Source organism: Novosphingobium meiothermophilum (genome assembly GCF_003171715.1).
Taxonomy (GTDB): domain Bacteria; phylum Pseudomonadota; class Alphaproteobacteria; order Sphingomonadales; family Sphingomonadaceae; genus Novosphingobium; species Novosphingobium meiothermophilum.
This window is the reverse complement of record NZ_QGHL01000016.1, coordinates 18,830-36,859: the sequence shown is the minus strand read 5'-3', so window position 1 is coordinate 36,859 and position 18,030 is coordinate 18,830. Positions and strand designations below refer to the sequence as shown.

Annotated in this window: 12 protein-coding genes; 5 read left to right on the top strand and 7 right to left on the bottom strand. The window is 64.1% G+C overall.

Annotation, left to right across the window (positions count from 1 at the left end):
* Positions 1 to 203 precede the first annotated feature (203 nt).
* On the bottom strand, positions 204 to 1,403 hold the full coding sequence (sucC, locus tag DKM43_RS13840; protein WP_109799096.1) for an ADP-forming succinate--CoA ligase subunit beta: 1,200 nt from the start codon (positions 1,401 to 1,403) through the stop codon (positions 204 to 206).
* 210 nt (positions 1,404 to 1,613) lie between these two features.
* On the opposite strand from sucC, the gene DKM43_RS13835 reads away from it, so the two are divergent.
* Entirely contained in the window at positions 1,614 to 2,390 is a 777-nt protein-coding gene (locus DKM43_RS13835) for a 3'(2'),5'-bisphosphate nucleotidase CysQ (protein WP_109799092.1), read from the top strand.
* Positions 2,391 to 2,432: 42 nt separating this feature from the next.
* On the opposite strand, the gene DKM43_RS13830 is transcribed toward DKM43_RS13835, so the two are convergent.
* A complete protein-coding gene (locus DKM43_RS13830) occupies positions 2,433 to 3,428 on the bottom strand; it encodes an aldo/keto reductase (protein WP_109799095.1) in 996 nt (331 codons plus the stop codon).
* A 142-nt stretch (positions 3,429 to 3,570) separates the two neighbouring features.
* Entirely contained in the window at positions 3,571 to 4,263 is a 693-nt protein-coding gene (locus tag DKM43_RS13825) for an OmpA family protein (protein ID WP_109799091.1), read from the bottom strand.
* A 180-nt stretch (positions 4,264 to 4,443) separates the two neighbouring features.
* Here DKM43_RS13825 and DKM43_RS13820 point away from each other — a divergent pair, with 180 nt between their 5' ends.
* Both DKM43_RS13820 and DKM43_RS13815 read left to right on the top strand, forming a co-directional pair.
* Positions 4,444 to 5,766 (top strand): hemolysin family protein, encoded by a 1,323-nt coding sequence (locus DKM43_RS13820; RefSeq protein WP_109799090.1) that lies wholly within the window; start codon positions 4,444 to 4,446, stop codon positions 5,764 to 5,766.
* Complete coding sequence (locus DKM43_RS13815; RefSeq protein ID WP_109799089.1) at positions 5,735 to 6,580, top strand: APH(3') family aminoglycoside O-phosphotransferase; 846 nt, start codon at positions 5,735 to 5,737, stop codon at positions 6,578 to 6,580. The genes DKM43_RS13820 and DKM43_RS13815 overlap by 32 nt, the downstream gene beginning before the upstream one ends.
* A gap of 58 nt (positions 6,581 to 6,638) precedes the next feature.
* On the opposite strand, the gene DKM43_RS13810 is transcribed toward DKM43_RS13815, so the two are convergent.
* The 4 genes from DKM43_RS13810 to DKM43_RS13795 form a co-directional block, all read right to left on the bottom strand.
* Positions 6,639 to 8,072: a glutamate synthase subunit beta gene (locus DKM43_RS13810; RefSeq protein WP_109799088.1), complete on the bottom strand. Its 1,434-nt coding sequence runs from the start codon at positions 8,070 to 8,072 to the stop codon at positions 6,639 to 6,641.
* Positions 8,073 to 8,085: 13 nt separating this feature from the next.
* On the bottom strand, positions 8,086 to 12,726 hold the full coding sequence (gene gltB, locus DKM43_RS13805; protein ID WP_109799087.1) for a glutamate synthase large subunit: 4,641 nt from the start codon (positions 12,724 to 12,726) through the stop codon (positions 8,086 to 8,088).
* A 293-nt stretch (positions 12,727 to 13,019) separates the two neighbouring features.
* Positions 13,020 to 15,089, bottom strand: a complete 2,070-nt coding sequence (locus tag DKM43_RS13800; RefSeq protein WP_109799086.1) for a hypothetical protein — start codon at positions 15,087 to 15,089, stop codon at positions 13,020 to 13,022.
* A gap of 52 nt (positions 15,090 to 15,141) precedes the next feature.
* Entirely contained in the window at positions 15,142 to 16,398 is a 1,257-nt protein-coding gene (locus DKM43_RS13795) for a TIGR04063 family PEP-CTERM/XrtA system glycosyltransferase (RefSeq protein WP_109799085.1), read from the bottom strand.
* 66 nt (positions 16,399 to 16,464) lie between these two features.
* Here DKM43_RS13795 and DKM43_RS16530 point away from each other — a divergent pair, with 66 nt between their 5' ends.
* Both DKM43_RS16530 and DKM43_RS13790 read left to right on the top strand, forming a co-directional pair.
* Positions 16,465 to 16,638: a hypothetical protein gene (locus DKM43_RS16530; protein WP_161554098.1), complete on the top strand. Its 174-nt coding sequence runs from the start codon at positions 16,465 to 16,467 to the stop codon at positions 16,636 to 16,638.
* On the top strand, positions 16,631 to 17,998 hold the full coding sequence (locus DKM43_RS13790) for a putative O-glycosylation ligase, exosortase A system-associated (RefSeq protein WP_109799084.1): 1,368 nt from the start codon (positions 16,631 to 16,633) through the stop codon (positions 17,996 to 17,998). Before DKM43_RS16530 ends, DKM43_RS13790 begins: the two co-directional genes overlap by 8 nt.
* Positions 17,999 to 18,030 lie beyond the last annotated feature (32 nt).

The window sequence follows — 18,030 nt, the reverse complement described above, 5'->3', positions numbered from 1 at the left end:
CCAAGCGTCCTTTCATCCAAAACCTGTGAGCGCGACATAATTTGCGCTTACGTAAACGTCAACCGCGATTCCGGCTTTCTGTTTGCAGCGGGCCGGTGTGCGCCGGGCATGTTCCCGAACGAAGTCCCATGCCTCGCCATCACGATGCAAAAAGGGGCGCCGGTTGCCCAGCGCCCCTTTGGTTCATTGCCGCCGGTAGAAGGTCAGGCGACCTTGCGCACTTCGGCAACGATCTTCTTGGCGGCATCGCCCAGATCGTTGGCAGGCACGATCGGCAGGCCCGAATTGGCAAGAATGTCCTTACCCTGCTGCACGTTGGTGCCTTCGAGGCGCACGACGAGCGGAACCGAAAGGTTCACTTCCTTGGCCGCGGCAACGATGCCTTCGGCAATGATGTCGCACTTCATGATCCCGCCGAAGATGTTGACGAGAATGCCCTTCACCGCCGGATCCTTGAGGATGATCTTGAACGCGGCCGTGACCTTTTCCTTGCTGGCGCCGCCGCCCACGTCGAGGAAGTTGGCCGGAAACTCGCCGTTCAGCTTGATGATGTCCATCGTGGCCATGGCGAGGCCCGCGCCGTTCACCATGCAGCCGATGTTGCCATCAAGCTTGATGTAGGCAAGATCATACTTGCTGGCTTCGATTTCGGCCGGATCTTCCTCGGTCTCGTCACGCAGGGCGACAACTTCGGGGTGACGGTAGAGCGCGTTCGAATCGAAGCTCATCTTGGTGTCGAGCACCAGCAGCTTGCCATCGTTGGTTTCAACCAGCGGGTTGATTTCGAGCATCGAGCAATCGAGAGCCATGAACGCGGTGTAAAGCTGTTCAGCGAGCTTGGCGGCCTGCTTGTTGAGATCGCCCGAAAGCTTGAGCGCGAAAGCCACGGCGCGGCCATGATGCGGCATGAAGCCTTCGGCCGGGTCGATCACGATGGTGGTGATCTTTTCAGGCGTGGAGTGAGCCACTTCCTCGATGTCCATGCCGCCCTCGGTCGACACGATCATGGCAACGCGGCCCGTAGCGCGATCGACGACCATCGAGAGGTAGTATTCCTTGGCGATATCAACGCCATCGGTGACATAGAGGCGGTTGACCTGCTTGCCCGCTTCACCGGTCTGGATGGTGACGAGCGTGTTGCCGAGCATTTCCTTGGCGTGGGCTTCCACTTCCTCGATGCTCTTGGCAAGACGCACACCGCCTTTGGCATCGGCGGGCAGTTCCTTGAACTTGCCCTTGCCGCGGCCACCGGCGTGGATCTGCGCCTTTACGACATAGAGCGGTCCGGGAAGCTGCTTTGCCGCAGCAACGGCTTCCTCGACGGTGAGCGCAGCGATGCCGGCCGGAATGCCCACGCCATACTTTGCGAGCAGTTCCTTGGCCTGATATTCATGGACGTTCATGCGTTTTCCCCGCTTTGAATGGCCCTGCCGGACCAACAGGCGCGCCGCCAGTGGCGCAAAGGTATGCGCCGCCAATGGCGCTTTGAGTCGCTATGCCTTAAGCACAGCGGGCAAGGCTTGAAAAGGGGCGTAAATGCGAGGTTGGAAGCTATCTTTGATAACACCTCGCAATTGCAGCGGCCCGGCTGCTACCCGGATCACGAGCGCCAGATGATCGACTACGATCGCCTTCACGCCATAATTCGCGCTGCCGGGCAGATGGCGCTTTCCCTTTGGCCGGGACACGGACATGCGCCGCAAGTCTGGGAGAAGACACCGGGCAGCCCGGTCAGTGATGCCGATATGGCAGTAGATGCTTTTCTGAAGCGCGAACTGGGCGCGCTCCTGCCATCGGCGGGATGGCTTTCGGAGGAGACGGTCGATCATCCCGAACGGCTTGCGCGCGGGTTGTGCTGGCTCGTCGATCCGATCGACGGGACGCGCGATTTCGTCAACGGCCGCCCCGGCTGGGCGGTGTCAGTCGCGCTCATCAGCGAGCGGCGCCCGCTGATCGGAGTGCTGAGCGCCCCGGCACGAGGCGAATACTGGTGCGCGATCGCCGGGCAGGGTGCCACCCGCAACGCCACGCCGATCAGGGCCAGCAACCGCACCGCGCTGGCCGGCGCGCGGGTTCCGACCGACGCACTTCCGCCGGAGGATGCGGACCTTGTCATGGTGGACAAGCCCAATTCCATAGCGCTGCGAATCGCCATGGTTGGGGCAGACGAGGCGGACCTTCTGGCTACGCTGCGCTGGGGTTATGAATGGGACATCGCCGCTGCCACGCTGATCGCGCGCGAAGCGGGGGCGGCTGTTTCCGATGCCTTTGGCCACCCGCTGGCCTACAACAAACGTGATCCGCGCGCCTTCGGCCTGCTGGTGACAGCACCAGCCATACACGCCGCAGCGGTCGAGCGGCTGGCCGAGCGGGCCGCGAAGCTGGCCTGACCGCGCCGCATCGCGGGCAGCCCGCCCTGTGTTGCGCGGCCCTCAGTCAAAGTCCTCGGTATCGATTGTCGGCAGCATCGCGCCTGCATAGCGGTGCCCCGATACCGTGTGCTGGTTGATGAGCGCGTCGATCTCTGCTGCGACGGCAGCGGGGATCTCCCAGTCCCATCGGGCGATATTCTCTTCAAGATGTGCGATCTTGCCAGTGCCCGGAATGGCCACGACATGCTCTCCGCGTGAAAGCACCCAGGCAAGCGAGAGCTGCGCGGGCGTTACCCCTTCGCGTTCGGCAATGCGGTTGAAGGCAAGCGCCAGTGCGTGGTTTTTCGGCCAGTTCTCTGCCGAAAAGCGCGGCATTGCGCGGCGGATGTCCTTTTCCTCAAGCGCGGCCGGATCATGCACCCCATTGGCCAGCACCCCGCGTGCGACCGGGGAGAAAGCAACGAAAGTGGTGCCAAGTTCGCGGCAGGCATGCAGCACGGCGATTTCCGCCTGACGCGTCCAGGGGGAATACTCCGTCTGCATCGCGGCGACGGGATGGACCGAGGCGGCCCTGCGCAGCGTATCAGCCGACATTTCCGAAAGGCCAATGCCGCCGATCTTTCCCTCCCTCACCAGATCCGCGAGCGCGCCGACAGATTCCTCGATCGGCACCGAAAAATCGAGCCGGTGCAGGTAGTAAAGATCGATGTGATCGGTTTGCAGCAGGCGCAGCGACACTTCCAGTTCGCTGCGGATCGTGGCCGGGCTGCAATCGATGCCGCGCTTGTCGCCGCTGGCGAAGATGCCCATCTTTGAAGCAAGGAAGACCTTGTCGCGCCGCCCTTTGAGCGCCTCGCCGACGAGAGTTTCGTTGTGGCCGAGGCCATAGAGCCGCGCCGTATCGAAATGATCGTAGCCGATATCGATGGCGCGGTGGAGCAGGCGGATGCCGTCCGCATCGCTGGGTCGGCCGCCATAGGCCCAGCTCAGCGACATGCAGCCCAGTCCGATCGGGTTGGTGGCATGGCCATTGATGCGGCGGCGGCCCAGAGGCATGGCGGATCTCCTTGTTGCGGGCAGGCCGATGCCAGCGCCGACCGGCATCGGTCAACAGGCAAACGCTGCTGGCCCGAAACAAGGCGGCACCGCTTCCGGCAAGGGAAGGCGGTGCCGCGATGCCTTTGCCGGATCTGAAGCGTTACTGGCCGCGGCGCGCGGCGTTCACGTCATCCTGCGTGATGGGCACGATCTTGATCTCGACCCGGCGGTTGGCCGAGCGCCCCTCTTCGGTGGCATTCGAGGCAATCGGCTGCGTCTCGCCAAAGCCCTGGCTGCGAATGCGCGAATAGCCCACCCCGCGCGAGATCAGGTAATCGGCAACCGCCCGCGCGCGGCGCTCCGAAAGGGCCTGGTTGTAGGCGTCGGACCCGGTTGAGTCGGTGTGACCGTAAACGTCGATCAGCGAGTTGGGATACTGCACGAGCGACTGGGCAATCCGGTCGAGCACATCGCGGAAGCTCGGCCGGATCGCCGAACTGTCGACATCGAAGGTGACGCCGTTGGGCAGGTTGACGAGAATGGCCTGACCGTCATCGGTCTCGGTCACGTCGATGCCGGTGCCTGCGGTCTGTTCGCGCAGTTCCTTGATCTGCTTGTCCTTCTGGTAGCCGATGACGCTACCGGCAACGCCGCCGATGCCAGCGCCCACGATACGGCCGGTCTTGCCGCCGATCAGCCCGCCCAGAAGCGCGCCGCCCAGCGCGCCGCCGATACCGCCGATGGCCGTGCGCGAAACCTTCTGTTCGCCGGTATTGGGATCGGTGACGCAGGCAGACAGGCTGACCAGCGAGACCGCACACAGGCCCGACATCATGATTCGACCAAACTTCATTTCCTGTCCCCTTTGGTTCGGCATCCTGCACCGCAGATTAGCGCCGTAACGCGGCAATGACAGTGACAAATACGCCCGCTTCGACTGAACAGTTCCCGAACGACACTTGCAGCGTTACGACATCCCTGCCCGAAATCTGCGCTATTCGCCTTTGCCGCGAAATCTGTTAGGGGCCGCGGTGTGACACCTTTCCCCTGGTCTGACGTCTTCGTGATCCTCGGTCTGGTCGTGATCAATGGCCTGTTTTCCATGGCGGAACTGGCGATTGTCTCGGCCCGCCCAGCCCGGTTGCGCGTGGCTGCCGACGAAGGCAGCGCCGGTGCGCGCGTGGCGCTGGCGCTTGCCGCGGATCCCGGCAAGTTCCTTTCGACCGTGCAGATCGGCATCACGCTGGTAGGGATCGTGGCAGGCGCCTATTCAGGCGCAAGCCTTGGCGAACCAACCGGCGAGCGGCTGGCCGCGTGGGGTTTTCCGGCGCGCTATGCAGGCGATGCGGGCTTTGCCGTGGTCATTGCCATTACCACCTATCTCAGTCTCGTGGTGGGCGAACTCGTGCCCAAGCAGCTTGCCTTGCGCGCCGCCGAACCGATTGCCGTGATCGCCGCGCCTGCCATGGCATTCATGTCGCGCATGACGGCACCGGTGGTCTGGCTGCTCGACCGGTCATCGGGCCTCGTCATCCGCATCTTCGGCCAGCGCAAGGCCGGGGAGCACGAGGTGACGGCCGAAGAACTGCACATGATCTTTGCCGAGGCCACGCGATCAGGCGTGATCGAGGAGGAAGAGCGCGCCCTGATGAGCGGCATCATGCGGCTTGCCGAACGCCCGGTGCGCGAAGTGATGACCCCGCGCACGGAACTGCACTGGATCGAGCGCCGTGCCCCCGAAACGGAATTGCGCGCCGCAATCGAGGATAGCCCCCATTCGCTGCTGCTCGTGGCTGATGGTTCGGTGGACCGGATTGTGGGTGTGGTGAAGGTGCGCGACGTGCTTTCCACGCTCCTGCGCGGGCGCAAGGTGCAGCTTGGACGGCTGATGAAAAAGCCGGCGATCGTGCCCGATCAGCTCGATACCATGGATGCGCTGGGCCTGATCCAGCAGGCCGAAGTCGCCCTTGCGCTTGTCCATGATGAATATGGCCATCTTGAAGGCATTGTCACCCCGGCGGATCTGCTGGCCGCCATTGCCGGAAACTTCGTGGCGCATTCCGATGCCGGTGACGAGCCGATGGTCGTCGAGCGCGAGGATGGCTCGCTCCTCATTTCAGGTGCGCTTCCCGCCGATGCGCTGGCGGATCGGCTTGGGATCGAGCTTTCCGACGACCGCGAGTTTGCCACCACGGCGGGCTACTGCCTGTCCGTGATGAAGCGCCTTCCCGGCGAAGGCGATCATTTCCACGATCAGGGCTGGCGCTTCGAGGTGGTCGACATGGACGGCCGCAAGATCGACAAGCTGCTGGTGAGCCGTGCCGATGCGGTGCCGGTCGCCGAAGGCAATGAATAGTTCGCAAGACCTTGCGCGCCTTGCGCCCTGCGCGCCTCCTGCCCTGCCTTCCTCCTTTCCTTGCAGACCGGTTCCGGACAGCTGGAGCAGAAGTCTGGTGGGGGAATCGGGCTGCACGGTCTATCGGACCATGGACCCCCATCTCGGCGAACTCTATCTCAAGCATGGCGAAGGGGTCTTTGCCCACGACGTTGCGGCCGAGCACGAGCGGCTTGTGTGGCTTGGCGCTTTGTGGCCGGTGCCCGAAGTAGCCGGTTTTCATCACGAGCGCGACCACGCATGGCTGATGACACACGCATTGCGCGGGCGAACCGCCTGGGAGGTGCTGAGTGATCCGGATGCTGATGCCGAAGCGCTCAGCTTCAGCTTCGGCCGCTTTCTTGACCGCCTTCATGGCATACCGGCGAATGCCTGTCCCTTCGATGCAAGCCACTCAGGCAGAATGGAAATTGCCCGCGAAAGGATCGCCCGTGGCGAGGTCGACGAGGGTGATTTCGATGATGCCCGAAAGGGATGGAGCGCAGCACAGGTCTGGTCAGAACTCCAGTCGCTCTTGCCCATCCGCGCCGACACAGTGGTTACGCATGGCGATTTCTCGCTGGACAATCTGCTGATGGAGGACGGCCGGATCACCGGCTGCATCGATGTCGGACGATGCGGATTAGCCGACCGATACCAAGATCTGGCAATCATGTGGAACTGTCTTGGCGAGTTTGGCGGTCGATGCCAGTCGGCGTTCCTCAGGGGATACGGGCTGGATTCGCCTGATGACCGCAGGCTTTCGTTCTTCCTCCTGCTCGACGAACTTTTCTGACAGCAGAACGGGGGCACCCTGAAGGGCGCCCCCGGATCATGCGCTCAGACTGGAAGGATCAGCGCGGCAGTTCGCTCACGCCCATCAGTGCTTCGTCCACCGCACGTGCGCACTGGCGGCCTTCGCGGATAGCCCAGACGACGAGGCTCTGCCCGCGCCGCATGTCGCCGCAGGAGAACACGTTCTCGACGCTGGTCTTGTAGTCGATCACGTTGCCCTTCACGTTGCCGCGGGCGTCCAGTTCCACCCCGGCCTGTTCCAGCAGACCCTGCTTGCGCGGGCCGACAAAGCCCATGGCGAGAAGGATCAGGTCCGCCTTGAGCGTGAACTCGCTGCCGGGCACTTCCTGCATCTTGCCATCGACCCATTCGACGCGCACGCACTCAAGACCCGATACGTCATTCTCGCCGATCACACGCTTCGTCAGCACCGCGAACTCGCGCTCGCAGCCTTCTTCGTGGCTGGAGGACGTGCGCAGCTTCAGCGGCCAGTTCGGCCAGGACAGGGCCTTGTCTTCCTTTTCCGGCGGCTTGGGCATGATTTCAAGCTGAGTGACGGAAAGCGCGCCCTGACGGTTCGAGGTGCCCACACAGTCCGAACCGGTATCGCCGCCGCCGATCACCACAACGTGCTTGCCCGTTGCCAGGAGCGAGCCGCGCGGTGCGGCGCGCAGTTCATCGTCGCCCGCATTGCGCTTGTTCTGCTGGGTAAGGAACTCCATTGCCATGCGCACGCCGGGAAGCTCTGCACCCGGAATGTTGAGGCCGCGCGGCTCTTCGGCCCCGCCCGCCAGCACCACGGCATCGAAGTTCTCGCGCAGCGAGGAGAACGAGACGGTCACACCCACTTCCACGCTGGTGCGGAACTGGACGCCTTCGGCCTCCATCTGCATCGCGCGGCGGTTGATATGGGTCTTTTCCATCTTGAAATCGGGAATGCCGTAGCGAAGCAGCCCGCCGATGCGGTCATTCTTCTCGAACACCGTGACCGAGTGGCCCGCGCGGGCAAGCTGCTGCGCACAGGCAAGGCCAGCCGGGCCGGAGCCGACGATCGCCACCGACTTGCCGGTCTTCCTCGCAGGGATCTGCGGCTCGATCCAGCCTTCCTTCCATCCGCGATCGACGATGGCGCATTCGATCGACTTGATCGTGACGGGCTGGTCAATGATGTTGAGCGTGCATGCCGCCTCGCAGGGCGCAGGGCAGATGCGACCCGTGAACTCCGGGAAGTTGTTGGTCGAATGCAGGTTGATGAGCGCATCGCGCCAGTCACTCTCATAGACCAGATGGTTCCAGTCCGGGATCTGGTTGTTCACCGGACAGCCATTGTGGCAATAGGGTATCCCGCAGTTCATGCAGCGCGCCGCCTGGCCCTTCAGCCCGGCATCGTCGTGCGGAATCACGAACTCGCGGTAGTGCTTCAGACGTTCGGCAGGCGCATCATACTTGCGGTCCTGACGGTCGATTTCGAGAAAGCCGGTTGCCTTACCCATTGTATTTCAATCCTTACTCAGCCGCGACCGAAGCGGCGGCGAGGCGCTCGGCCTCCATCTGGCGGAGCGCGCGCGCATAGTCACGCGGCATGACCTTGACGAACCTGGGCAGCGCTTCGGCCCAGTTGTCGAGGATTTCGCGGGCGCGCTTGCTGCCGGTGTAGAGGTGGTGGCGTTCGACCAGCACCCGCAGGCGCTCGGCATCGTGATAGAGCATGTCGCCCATGCCATAGTCATAGACATCGACGCCGCGCTGCTGCGGACGGCCAGCCCCGTCATCTTCATCGCGTTCAGGCGACACAGGCAGGACATCGACCATCGCGCCGTTGACGAGCTGACCGAAGTTTCCTTCGGCATCATAGACATAGGCAACGCCGCCCGACATGCCCGCCGCAAAGTTGCGCCCGGTCTTGCCCAGCACCACCACAACGCCGCCGGTCATGTATTCGCAGCCATGATCGCCGGTGCCCTCGACCACTGCGACCGCGCCGGAATTGCGCACCGCGAAGCGTTCACCGGCAACGCCGTTGAAATAGGCTTCGCCCGCGATGGCACCATAGAGCACGGTGTTGCCGACAATGATGTTCTCGGTCGGATCGCGTTCGACATGCGACGGCTGGCGCACGATCACGCGGCCGCCTGACAGGCCCTTGCCGACATAGTCGTTGGCATCGCCCACCAGGTCCAGCGTGACGCCATGCGCAAGGAACGCACCGAACGACTGACCGGCCACACCCTTGAAGGCGATGTGGATGGTGTTGTCGGGCAGGCCCCTGTGTCCATACCGGCGGGCCACTTCGCCCGAAAGCATGGCGCCGACGGTCCGGTTGACGTTGATCACCTTGCGCTCAAGCCGGACCGGTTCGCCCTTTTCCAGCGCGGGAGCGCTGGCAGCGATGAGATCGTTGTCGAGCGCGGCCTCAAGGCCGTGATCCTGCGTCTCGCTCCAGTTGAGGGTGGTGCCCGGAACCGGATCGACCTTGTGCAGCAGACGCGAAAGATCGACGCCCTGCGCCTTCCAGTGCGAAACCGCCTTCTTCACATCGAGACGATCCACGCGGCCGACCATTTCGGCAACCGTGCGGAAGCCCATTTCGGCCATGATCGCGCGCAGTTCCTCGGCCACGAAGAAGAAGTAGTTGATGACGTGTTCCGGCTGGCCGGTGAAGCGTGCGCGCAGCACCGGATCCTGCGTGGCCACACCCACCGGGCAGGTGTTGAGGTGGCACTTGCGCATCATGATGCAGCCTGCCGCGATGAGCGGCGCGGTCGCAAAGCCGAACTCGTCCGCGCCCAGAAGCGCCGCCACGGCAACGTCGCGGCCCGTGCGCAGGCCGCCATCGGCCTGCACGCAGATGCGGCTGCGCAGATTGTTGAGGAGGAGCGTCTGCTGGGTTTCGGCAAGACCGATTTCCCACGGCGATCCGGCATGGGTGAGCGAGGTCAGCGGCGATGCGCCTGTGCCGCCTTCATAGCCGGAAATCGTGACATGATCGGCCCGCGCCTTGGAAACGCCCGCCGCCACGGTGCCCACGCCCACTTCGGACACCAGCTTGACCGAGATGCGCGCCGAGGGATTCACGTTCTTGAGATCGTGAATGAGCTGCGCAAGGTCTTCGATCGAATAGATGTCGTGGTGCGGCGGCGGCGAGATCAGCCCGACGCCCGGCGTGGAGTGCCGGGTCTTGCCGATGGTCTTGTCAACCTTGTCGCCCGGAAGCTGGCCGCCCTCGCCGGGCTTTGCGCCCTGCGCCATCTTGATCTGCACGTCATCGGCATTGACGAGGTATTCGGTGGTCACGCCGAAGCGGCCCGATGCCACCTGCTTGATTGCCGAGCGCATCGAATCGCCATTGGGCAGCAGCTTGAAGCGCGCAGGATCCTCGCCGCCCTCGCCGGTGTTCGACTTGCCGCCGATGCGGTTCATCGCCAGCGCCAGCGTGGTGTGCGCCTCCCACGAGATCGAGCCATAGCTCATCGCACCGGTGGCAAAGCGCTTGACGATCTCGCTGGCAGGCTCGACCTCGTCAAGCGGCACCGGCTGATCCGCCTTCTTCAGTTCCATCAGCCCGCGGATGGTCAGCATCCGCTCCGACTGATCATTGATCGACTGGGCAAACTCCTGATACTTTTCAGGGATATTGCCGCGCACAGCATGCTGGAGGTTGGCGATATTGCCCGCCGTCCAGGCATGTTCCTCGCCGCGCAGGCGCAGCTGATACATGCCGCCCACGTCGAGCATCTTCCGGTAGATCGGATTGTCGCCATAGGCCGCGGCATGGCGGCGCACGCTTTCCTCGGCGATTTCCTTGAGGCCCACGCCTTCGATAGTGGTGGCCGTGCCCGTGAAATAGGCGTTCACGAACTCGGTCGACAGGCCGACGGCATCGAAGATCTGCGCACCGCAATAGGACTGGTAGGTCGAGATGCCCATCTTGGACATGACCTTGAGGATGCCCTTGCCGATGGCCTTGATGTAGTTCTTCTGCACTTCCTTGGTGGTGAGGGGCAGTTCCTTTTCAACCCGGATCGCCTCCAGCGTTTCGAAGGCGAGATAGGGGTTGATCGCCTCGGCGCCGTAACCTGCCAGCACGCAGAAGTGGTGCACTTCGCGCGCTTCGCCGGTTTCCACGACCAGCCCGGTCTGCATCCGCAGGCCCTGCCGCACGAGGTGATGATGCACCGCCGCCGTTGCCAGCAGCGCGGGCATGGGGATGCGGTTCTCGTTCTGCGCGCGGTCCGAAAGGATCAGGATGTTCTTGTCGGCCAGCACGGCTTCGGTGGCCGCCCAGCACATTTCCTTGATCGCCATTTCCAGACCATCGGCCCCGGTGCTGGCATCCCAGGTCGTGTCGATCGTGGCGGTGCGGAATGCGCCATCGAGCGCGGCCTCGACCGAGCGGATCTTGGCCACGTCCTCGTTCGTCAGGATCGGCTGATCCACTTCGAGCCGCTTGTGGCTGCCCGCGTCATGGCCCAGCAGGTTCGGGCGCGGCCCGATCATGCTGACAAGGCTCATGACCAGTTCCTCGCGGATCGGGTCGATCGGCGGGTTGGTCACCTGCGCGAAGTTCTGCTTGAAGTAATCGTAGAGCAGGCGCGAACGCTTGGAGAGCACCGCGATGGGGGTATCGGTTCCCATTGAACCGATCGGATCGTCACCGGCAACTGCCATCGGCTCAAGGAACTTGGTGATGTCTTCCTGCGTATAGCCGAATGCCTGCTGGCGATCGAGCAGCGAGGTGGTTTCCACCGGCAGGGCCGCCAGTTCAGGCTCCACCACGTCAAGCTCCTTGAGCTTGTATTGCGCCGAGTTCAGCCATTCCTCGTAAGGTTCGGCCCCGGCCAGCTCGGCCTTGATTTCCTCGTCTTCGATGATCTTGCCCTGCTCCATGTCGATCAGGAGCATGCGGCCCGGCTGGAGGCGCCACTTGCGCACGATGTCTTCCTCGCGGAAGGGCAGGACGCCGCTTTCCGAAGCCATGCAGATCAGATCATCGCGCGTGATCGAGAAGCGCGCGGGGCGCAGGCCGTTGCGGTCCAGCGTGGCGCCGATCTGGCGGCCATCGGTGAAGGCAACGGCGGCTGGGCCGTCCCACGGCTCCATCAGTGCGGCGTGGTATTCGTAGAACGCACGGCGCTTGGCATCCATCAGCGGGTTGCCTGCCCAGGCTTCGGGGATCAGCATCATCACCGCGTGGGCAAGGCTGTAACCGCCCGCCAGCAGCAGTTCGAGCGCATTGTCGAGACAGGCGGTATCCGACTGACCATGCGGGATCAGCGGCCACATCTTGTCGAGGTCCGGCCCCAGAAGGTCGGATTCCATCGTGCGGCGGCGCGCGTTCATCCAGTTCACGTTGCCGCGCACGGTGTTGATTTCACCGTTGTGGGCCACGAAACGGAAGGGATGCGCCAGTTTCCAGCTGGGGAAGGTGTTGGTGCTGAAACGCTGGTGGACCAGACCCAGAGCCGAAACGCAATCCGGATCGCGAAGATCGTCGTAGAACGAGCCGACCTGATTGGCCAGCAGCAGCCCCTTGTAAACGATGGTGCGGGTGGAGAAGCTGGGCATGTAAAGCTGGGTCACGCCCGGCAGCCCGTGCTTTTCGGCCATGGCCGCCAGCGGGTTCTGCGTCTGCTTGCGGATGGCAAGCAGCTTGCGTTCGAACGCGGCCTGATCGGGCGTGTTCGCGCCGCGCTTGATGAAGCACTGGCGGATAACCGGCATCGAATCGATCACGGTCTTGCCAAGGCCGTCGAGCGTGACCGGCACATCGCGCCAGCCAATCAGTTCCTGGCCTTCCTTGGCGATGAACTTCTCGAAGAACTCGGTCACGAACAGGCGCGAGGCTTCGTCCTGCGGCATGAAACACATGGCCACGGCATAATCGCCCGGCTGGGGCAATTCCTTGCCTTCCGAGGCGGCCCACTTGCGGAACAGCGGATCGGGAATCTGGATCAGCAGGCCCGCGCCGTCACCCAGCAGCGGATCGGCGCCAACCGCACCGCGATGATCGAGATTGCGCAGAATCTCAAGGGCCTGATCCACGATGGCATGGCTTTTGATGCCTTTGATGTGGGCAATGAAACCAACCCCACAGGCATCATGCTCGTTGCGCGGATCGTAAAGGCCCTGAACCGGCGGAAATCCCATCTCGATGATCGTCCTACATCCAAAAAGAGGAAAGAGCGCGCGAATCACGCCGCCGGAAAGGCGACGAAAGTTGCGCGGAATGCCCCAATGACTGCAGGAAAGTTATTTTGCAACCGCGCAAGGCCATCAAGCAGGCGGTTAAACCGGGAAATACTTATGCGACATGGCACAAAGTGCCGATTTTGCGGGCTTTCCCGGCACAAACCTGCACCACAGGCCACGGCTGCGAAACAGGCCGGACCTGCCCGGAACCCTGCGCTGACCCTGGCTTCCGGCCCGGCAGGCCGAAAGGATCAGCCCTGCGCCGTCATCCGCTGGAGCGTTGCGAGGGCGGCGCGCAGGGCACGGTCGGCCTCTTCCGGATCGGGCTGGAGGCTTGCCGGTGCCGGGACCGCGTGATCCGCGAAGGGATCGACCGGCTGGCTCATCAGCGGATCGAGCGGGCTGGCCGGCGCCGCCTTGCCGGGAGCGGCCAGAGGCGAGCCCTGAACCGCTAGGATCGAAGGACGCTCGAACGGACGGGCCGCCCCCGGTCCCGCAATCCCGGCCTGGGAGAAGGACGCTTCGCCATCGGCCTCGCCGGGAAAGACGACCACGGGTTCCGCGGCTTCCCCTGCTTCGGCGGCATCGGCATTCTCTTCGGCGGTCAACATGGCCGTCGTCTTGTGGCGCAGCGAGGCAAGGCCGACATCAAGCAGCGAAGGATAGCGGTCTTCGGCCACGTCGGGTTCGGCAGTGCCAGCATCCCATGCATCGCCAGCTTCGGTTGCTTCTGCCGTTTCTTCCGCTTCGCCGGCCTCTTCGCGCGCAGCCGGGGCCTGTTCGCGCAGCTTGGCGGGTTTGACCGACAGCGGCGAGAAGGAAGTGGAAGCACCATCGGGCGCACGCAGGAACCGGTCGAGACCGGGGAGCGCGTCATCCTCGTCGGCATACTGAAGGTCGTCGACAAGCGACAGCGGCTGCATAGCAGCCGGGCGCAGGGGCACGACGCGCCCGTCTGCGTCATGGGCGGGTTCGCCTTCCGACTGCGTGAACGCGGTAAGGCCGCCCGCATGGCCCGGCAGACGCGCAATGCCGGCAGCAGGCTGCACCGCAGGAGCAGCGATGGTAAAGGCCGGCTGCGCAGATGCCTCAGGCTGAACCGGCGCGGCAGGAACCGTCTGCTCCGGTTCGGCCTGCGTTTCCACGGACGGAACCACAATGTCGGTGTGCCCGGCGGCATCGTCGCGGCGCTGCGACGGGGCTTCGGCAACGCTTGGCGAAAGGATCGGGGACAGCGCGGGAGCAAGAGCCGGCGCTGCCTGGGCAGCCACCGACGGGCGCTGCTTTGCCGTGGCGATGGCGAGGGCGAGCCGCTCGGTGAGCTGGACCAGCCCCAGCTTGTCGAGCGGCGCGCGCGCAATTGGTGTGGCGGCATCGGCCGGAGCCTGAAACAGCGGCTTTGCAATCAGCGGCGCTGCTGTGGGAACGGCCGGGGCTGGCTCTGCCTCGACGGTCTGGGCCGCAGTAACCTCAACCGGCTTTGGCGCGGGCGCGGGCGCGGACGCAGTCGGCACGCCAATCGGCCCCTGCGGTGCGGGTTCGGTCTGCGCCGAATCACCGTGCGCGGCGTGCATCAGTGCATCGAGATCAAGCGGATCGGCCTTGATGCCGGGATTGTGCGGCATCTGCGGCTGCACCGCGTTCCGAAGGGTCTGTTGCAGAGCCTGCGCATCGCGTTCCCACGGAAGCAGATCATCCACCGTGAAAGCGGGGGCGGCATTCTCGTGCGCCGCAACCTCGTGTGCCGAAACGGGCGCGGTATGGCTGTCATCCAGCACCAGCGCATCATCGGCTGCCATCGCGCCTGCGGCAGGGGCCGCAAAGGGTCCGGCAATCTCGTCGAGAAGGTCAAGATCCTCGCGCGGGTTGAGCGGACGGCGGTGATTGGCTTCGAAACGGGTGGCGGAAGCATCGGCACCAACGCTATCGGCCGTATCGGGCAGAGCGGCTTCCTCATGCGCGGAATAAACGGCAGGCTTGCGCACCGATGCCTGACCGACGCCGCGGTTGCGGACCGGAGCCTGCACCTTGCCGCGCGCCAGCATCCTGCCCGCCATCAGGCCGATTGCGCCACCCAGACCGAACATGACCAGCGCGGTCAGTGCGCGCACCGTGAAGCCCAGCGGCGGCCGGGCAGGGGGGAAGATATCGGGAATGCCCAGCGCCACGACCGGGCCTTCCAGCAGCGATGGTGCCAGTGCGAAACTTCCCAGCCCGAAGAAGGTGGCGAACCAAAGCGCCGTCACTGCCGGGAACATGGGGTGCGCGGCAATGGGCTTCGCGGCCTGCTTCGGCTTGTTGTTGCGCGTGGTCTCGGTCACTGCGATCTGTCCTGTTTCCTGCCTCGCCCTGCCGCTGCCATGCCGGATCCGGTCATGCGGCCACGGAGGTCAATCGTGCCTTGGCTAGCAGGGCTTGGTAAACAGCTTGATAACGCCTCGCGTTGATTGCCCAGTCATGGTGTTCCCGCACGAAAGCGCGGGCGGTTTCGCGCTGCTGCTGCCACGCGCCGCGCGCGGCAAGCAAGGCCGAAACGGCTTCGCCAAGGGCCGCCGGATCATCCGCGGCAAACAGGGTTCCGGTAGAACCATGCCGGATCAGTTCGCGGTGTCCCCCGACATCGGATGCCGCAACCAGTTTACCCTGCGCCATGGCCTCAAGCGGCTTGAGCGGTGTCACCAGTTCGGTAAGCCGCATGGCCTTGCGCGGATAGCAAACAACATCGACCAGCGAATAATAGCGGTCCACCTGATCGTGCGGCACCCGCCCGACAAAGCGGATGGCTGCGGCAGCCGGGCTGGCCTGGGCACGGACGCGAAGGTCAGCATCGGCCGGGCCGCCGCCCACCAGCAGCAGCCGTGCATCGGGCACGCGTGCCGTTATGGCCGGCATGGCGGCAATCAGATCGTCCAGCCCTTCATAGGGATAGAAACTTCCCAGAAAGCCGATCACTGGTCCGGCACCCAGCCCCAGTTCCTGCGCCAGCGCATGATCGCGCGGCAGCGGCTCACCGAACATTTCCAGATCGACGCCATTGGGCATGATCGTGATCTTTTCCGGCGCGAAGCCGCGCGCCACCAGATCCTGCCGCAGTCCTTCGCAGATCGTCACCACCCGGTCGGCGGCGGCCACCACATCGCTCTCCAGCGTGCGTGTGAGCCAGTATTTTGCCGAGCCTTCGCGGCCCGTGCCGTTTCCGACGGCAGCATCCTCCCAGAAGGCGCGGATTTCATAGACCACCGGAAGGCCAAGCCTGCGCGCCGCGCGGATTGCCGCAAGGCCGCACAGGGCAGGCGAATGGGCGTGGAGCACATCGGGCCGCCATTCCCGCGCAACCTCGACGATGCGATCGGCAAGCGCAGCCACTTCGGCCCATTCGCGCACCAGCGGCAGACCGCCCGGCGTGCCCGGCGTGCGATAGAAGCGCAGCCCATCGATTTCTTCAGGGCCGGAGGCGGAGAGCGCGGCGCTGCCAGGCTTTGCATTGGCGGGCGCGGCATGGCGCTGCCCGGTCAGCCCGCGCACATCCAGCCCCAAGGCCTCCTGCGCCTTCAGGATCGCGCGGGTGCGGAAGGTATAGCCGCTGTGCAGCGGCAGCGAATGATCGAGGACGTGCAGGATGCGGGTCATTTCCCGCTTCCTGCCAGACAAGGCTTAACGCCGCGTCAACCTCGATCGGGTAGCCAGCGTGCAGCCATGATCGACAAGTTCACCGTCTTCCTGCCGCATCTGCTGCTGGCGATTGCCATCTGGCGGCTGTTGAAGCGCGACGATCTTGATGATGATCCCTCGCTGCCCAAACGCCGGGCGCCCTTCCGCCAGTCGCGTGTGCACGATGCAGCGGCCGGGCCGGATCGCGGCAATGCTTGACCTGTTCCTGCTGACCTTCGTTGCGGCCTTTCTGGCGGCAGGCTTCAGGCGGCCGTTCATCTTCGTGCTTGCCTATACCTATATCGATATCGTCTCCCCCCAGAAGGTCAGCTGGGGTATCCTTGCCCAGATCCCGATCTCGCTGATCGCCTTTCTGCTGGCGTTCGGCGCGTGGTTCGTGGCCGAGGACAAGAACGGCACGCGCTTCTCGCTGCGCCAGTTCCTGATGCTGGCGCTGCTGGTCTATTGCGGGATAGCCACGCAACGCGCGGACTTTCCGGTGGAGGCCGCCGAAAAATGGTCATGGGTGTGGAAGGCGCTCGTCTTTGCCATGTTCCTGCCGCTGACCCTGCGCACGCGCCTGCGGATCGAGGCGCTGACGCTGGTCATGGTGCTGTCGATCGGGGTCATCGTGATCGGCGGCGGCATCAAGACCCTGACCGGCGGCGGCGGCTATGGCACGCTGCGGCTTCTGGTCGATAACAACACCGGCCTTTATGAAAGCTCGATCATTTCGGCCGTGGCAATTGCGGTCATCCCGCTGGCGCTTTGGCTGTCGCGGTTCGGCACGATCTTTCCGCCCGAATGGCGGGTAAAGGTGTTTGCCTGGGCGCTGTGCTTCTCGTGCGCCCTGATGCCGATCGGCACCGGCGCGCGCACGGGGCTTGTCTGCGTGGTGGTGCTGGCTGCGCTGATTCTGCGCACGGCCAAGCGGCGGGTCATGATCGTATCGCTCATGGCGGTGGGCGCTCTTGTCGCGGTGCCGCTGCTGCCAGCCGATTTCGTTGCGCGGATGAGCACGATCCGCAACCACCAGTCCGATGAATCCGCGTCCACCCGCGTGGCGGTGTGGAAATGGACGCTCGAATATGTCGAACGCCATCCGTTTGGCGGAGGCTTCGATGCCTATCGGCAGAACAGGGTCGAATACAACGCCGTGACCGCTCGTCAGGCGGGCGACAACAATACCGCGCTTGAATACCGCCCCGTGGTGGACGAGGCGCGGGCCTATCATTCCAGCTATTTCGAGATGCTGGGCGAACACGGCTGGCCGGGGCTGGGCATGTGGCTGGCACTGCACCTGCTGGGCCTGTGGCAGATGGAAGTGCTGCGACGGCGCTATCGCAAGGAGGAAAGCGAAGCCTTCCGCTGGGTCGGCCCGCTGGCAGAGGCGCTGCAACAGGCGCAGTTGATCTATCTTGTGGGATCGACCTTTGTCGGCATCGCGTTCCAGCCCTTCTGCTACATGCTGGTCGGTCTGCAATGCGGGTTGTGGGCCTATATCCAGCGCGTGCGCACTGCGCAGCCTGTGCCGTTCCGCCCCAATCCCGCCTTCACAGCCGCACCGGCCACTATTTAATCACACGCTTAAATCGGCTTGCACATCGCCGG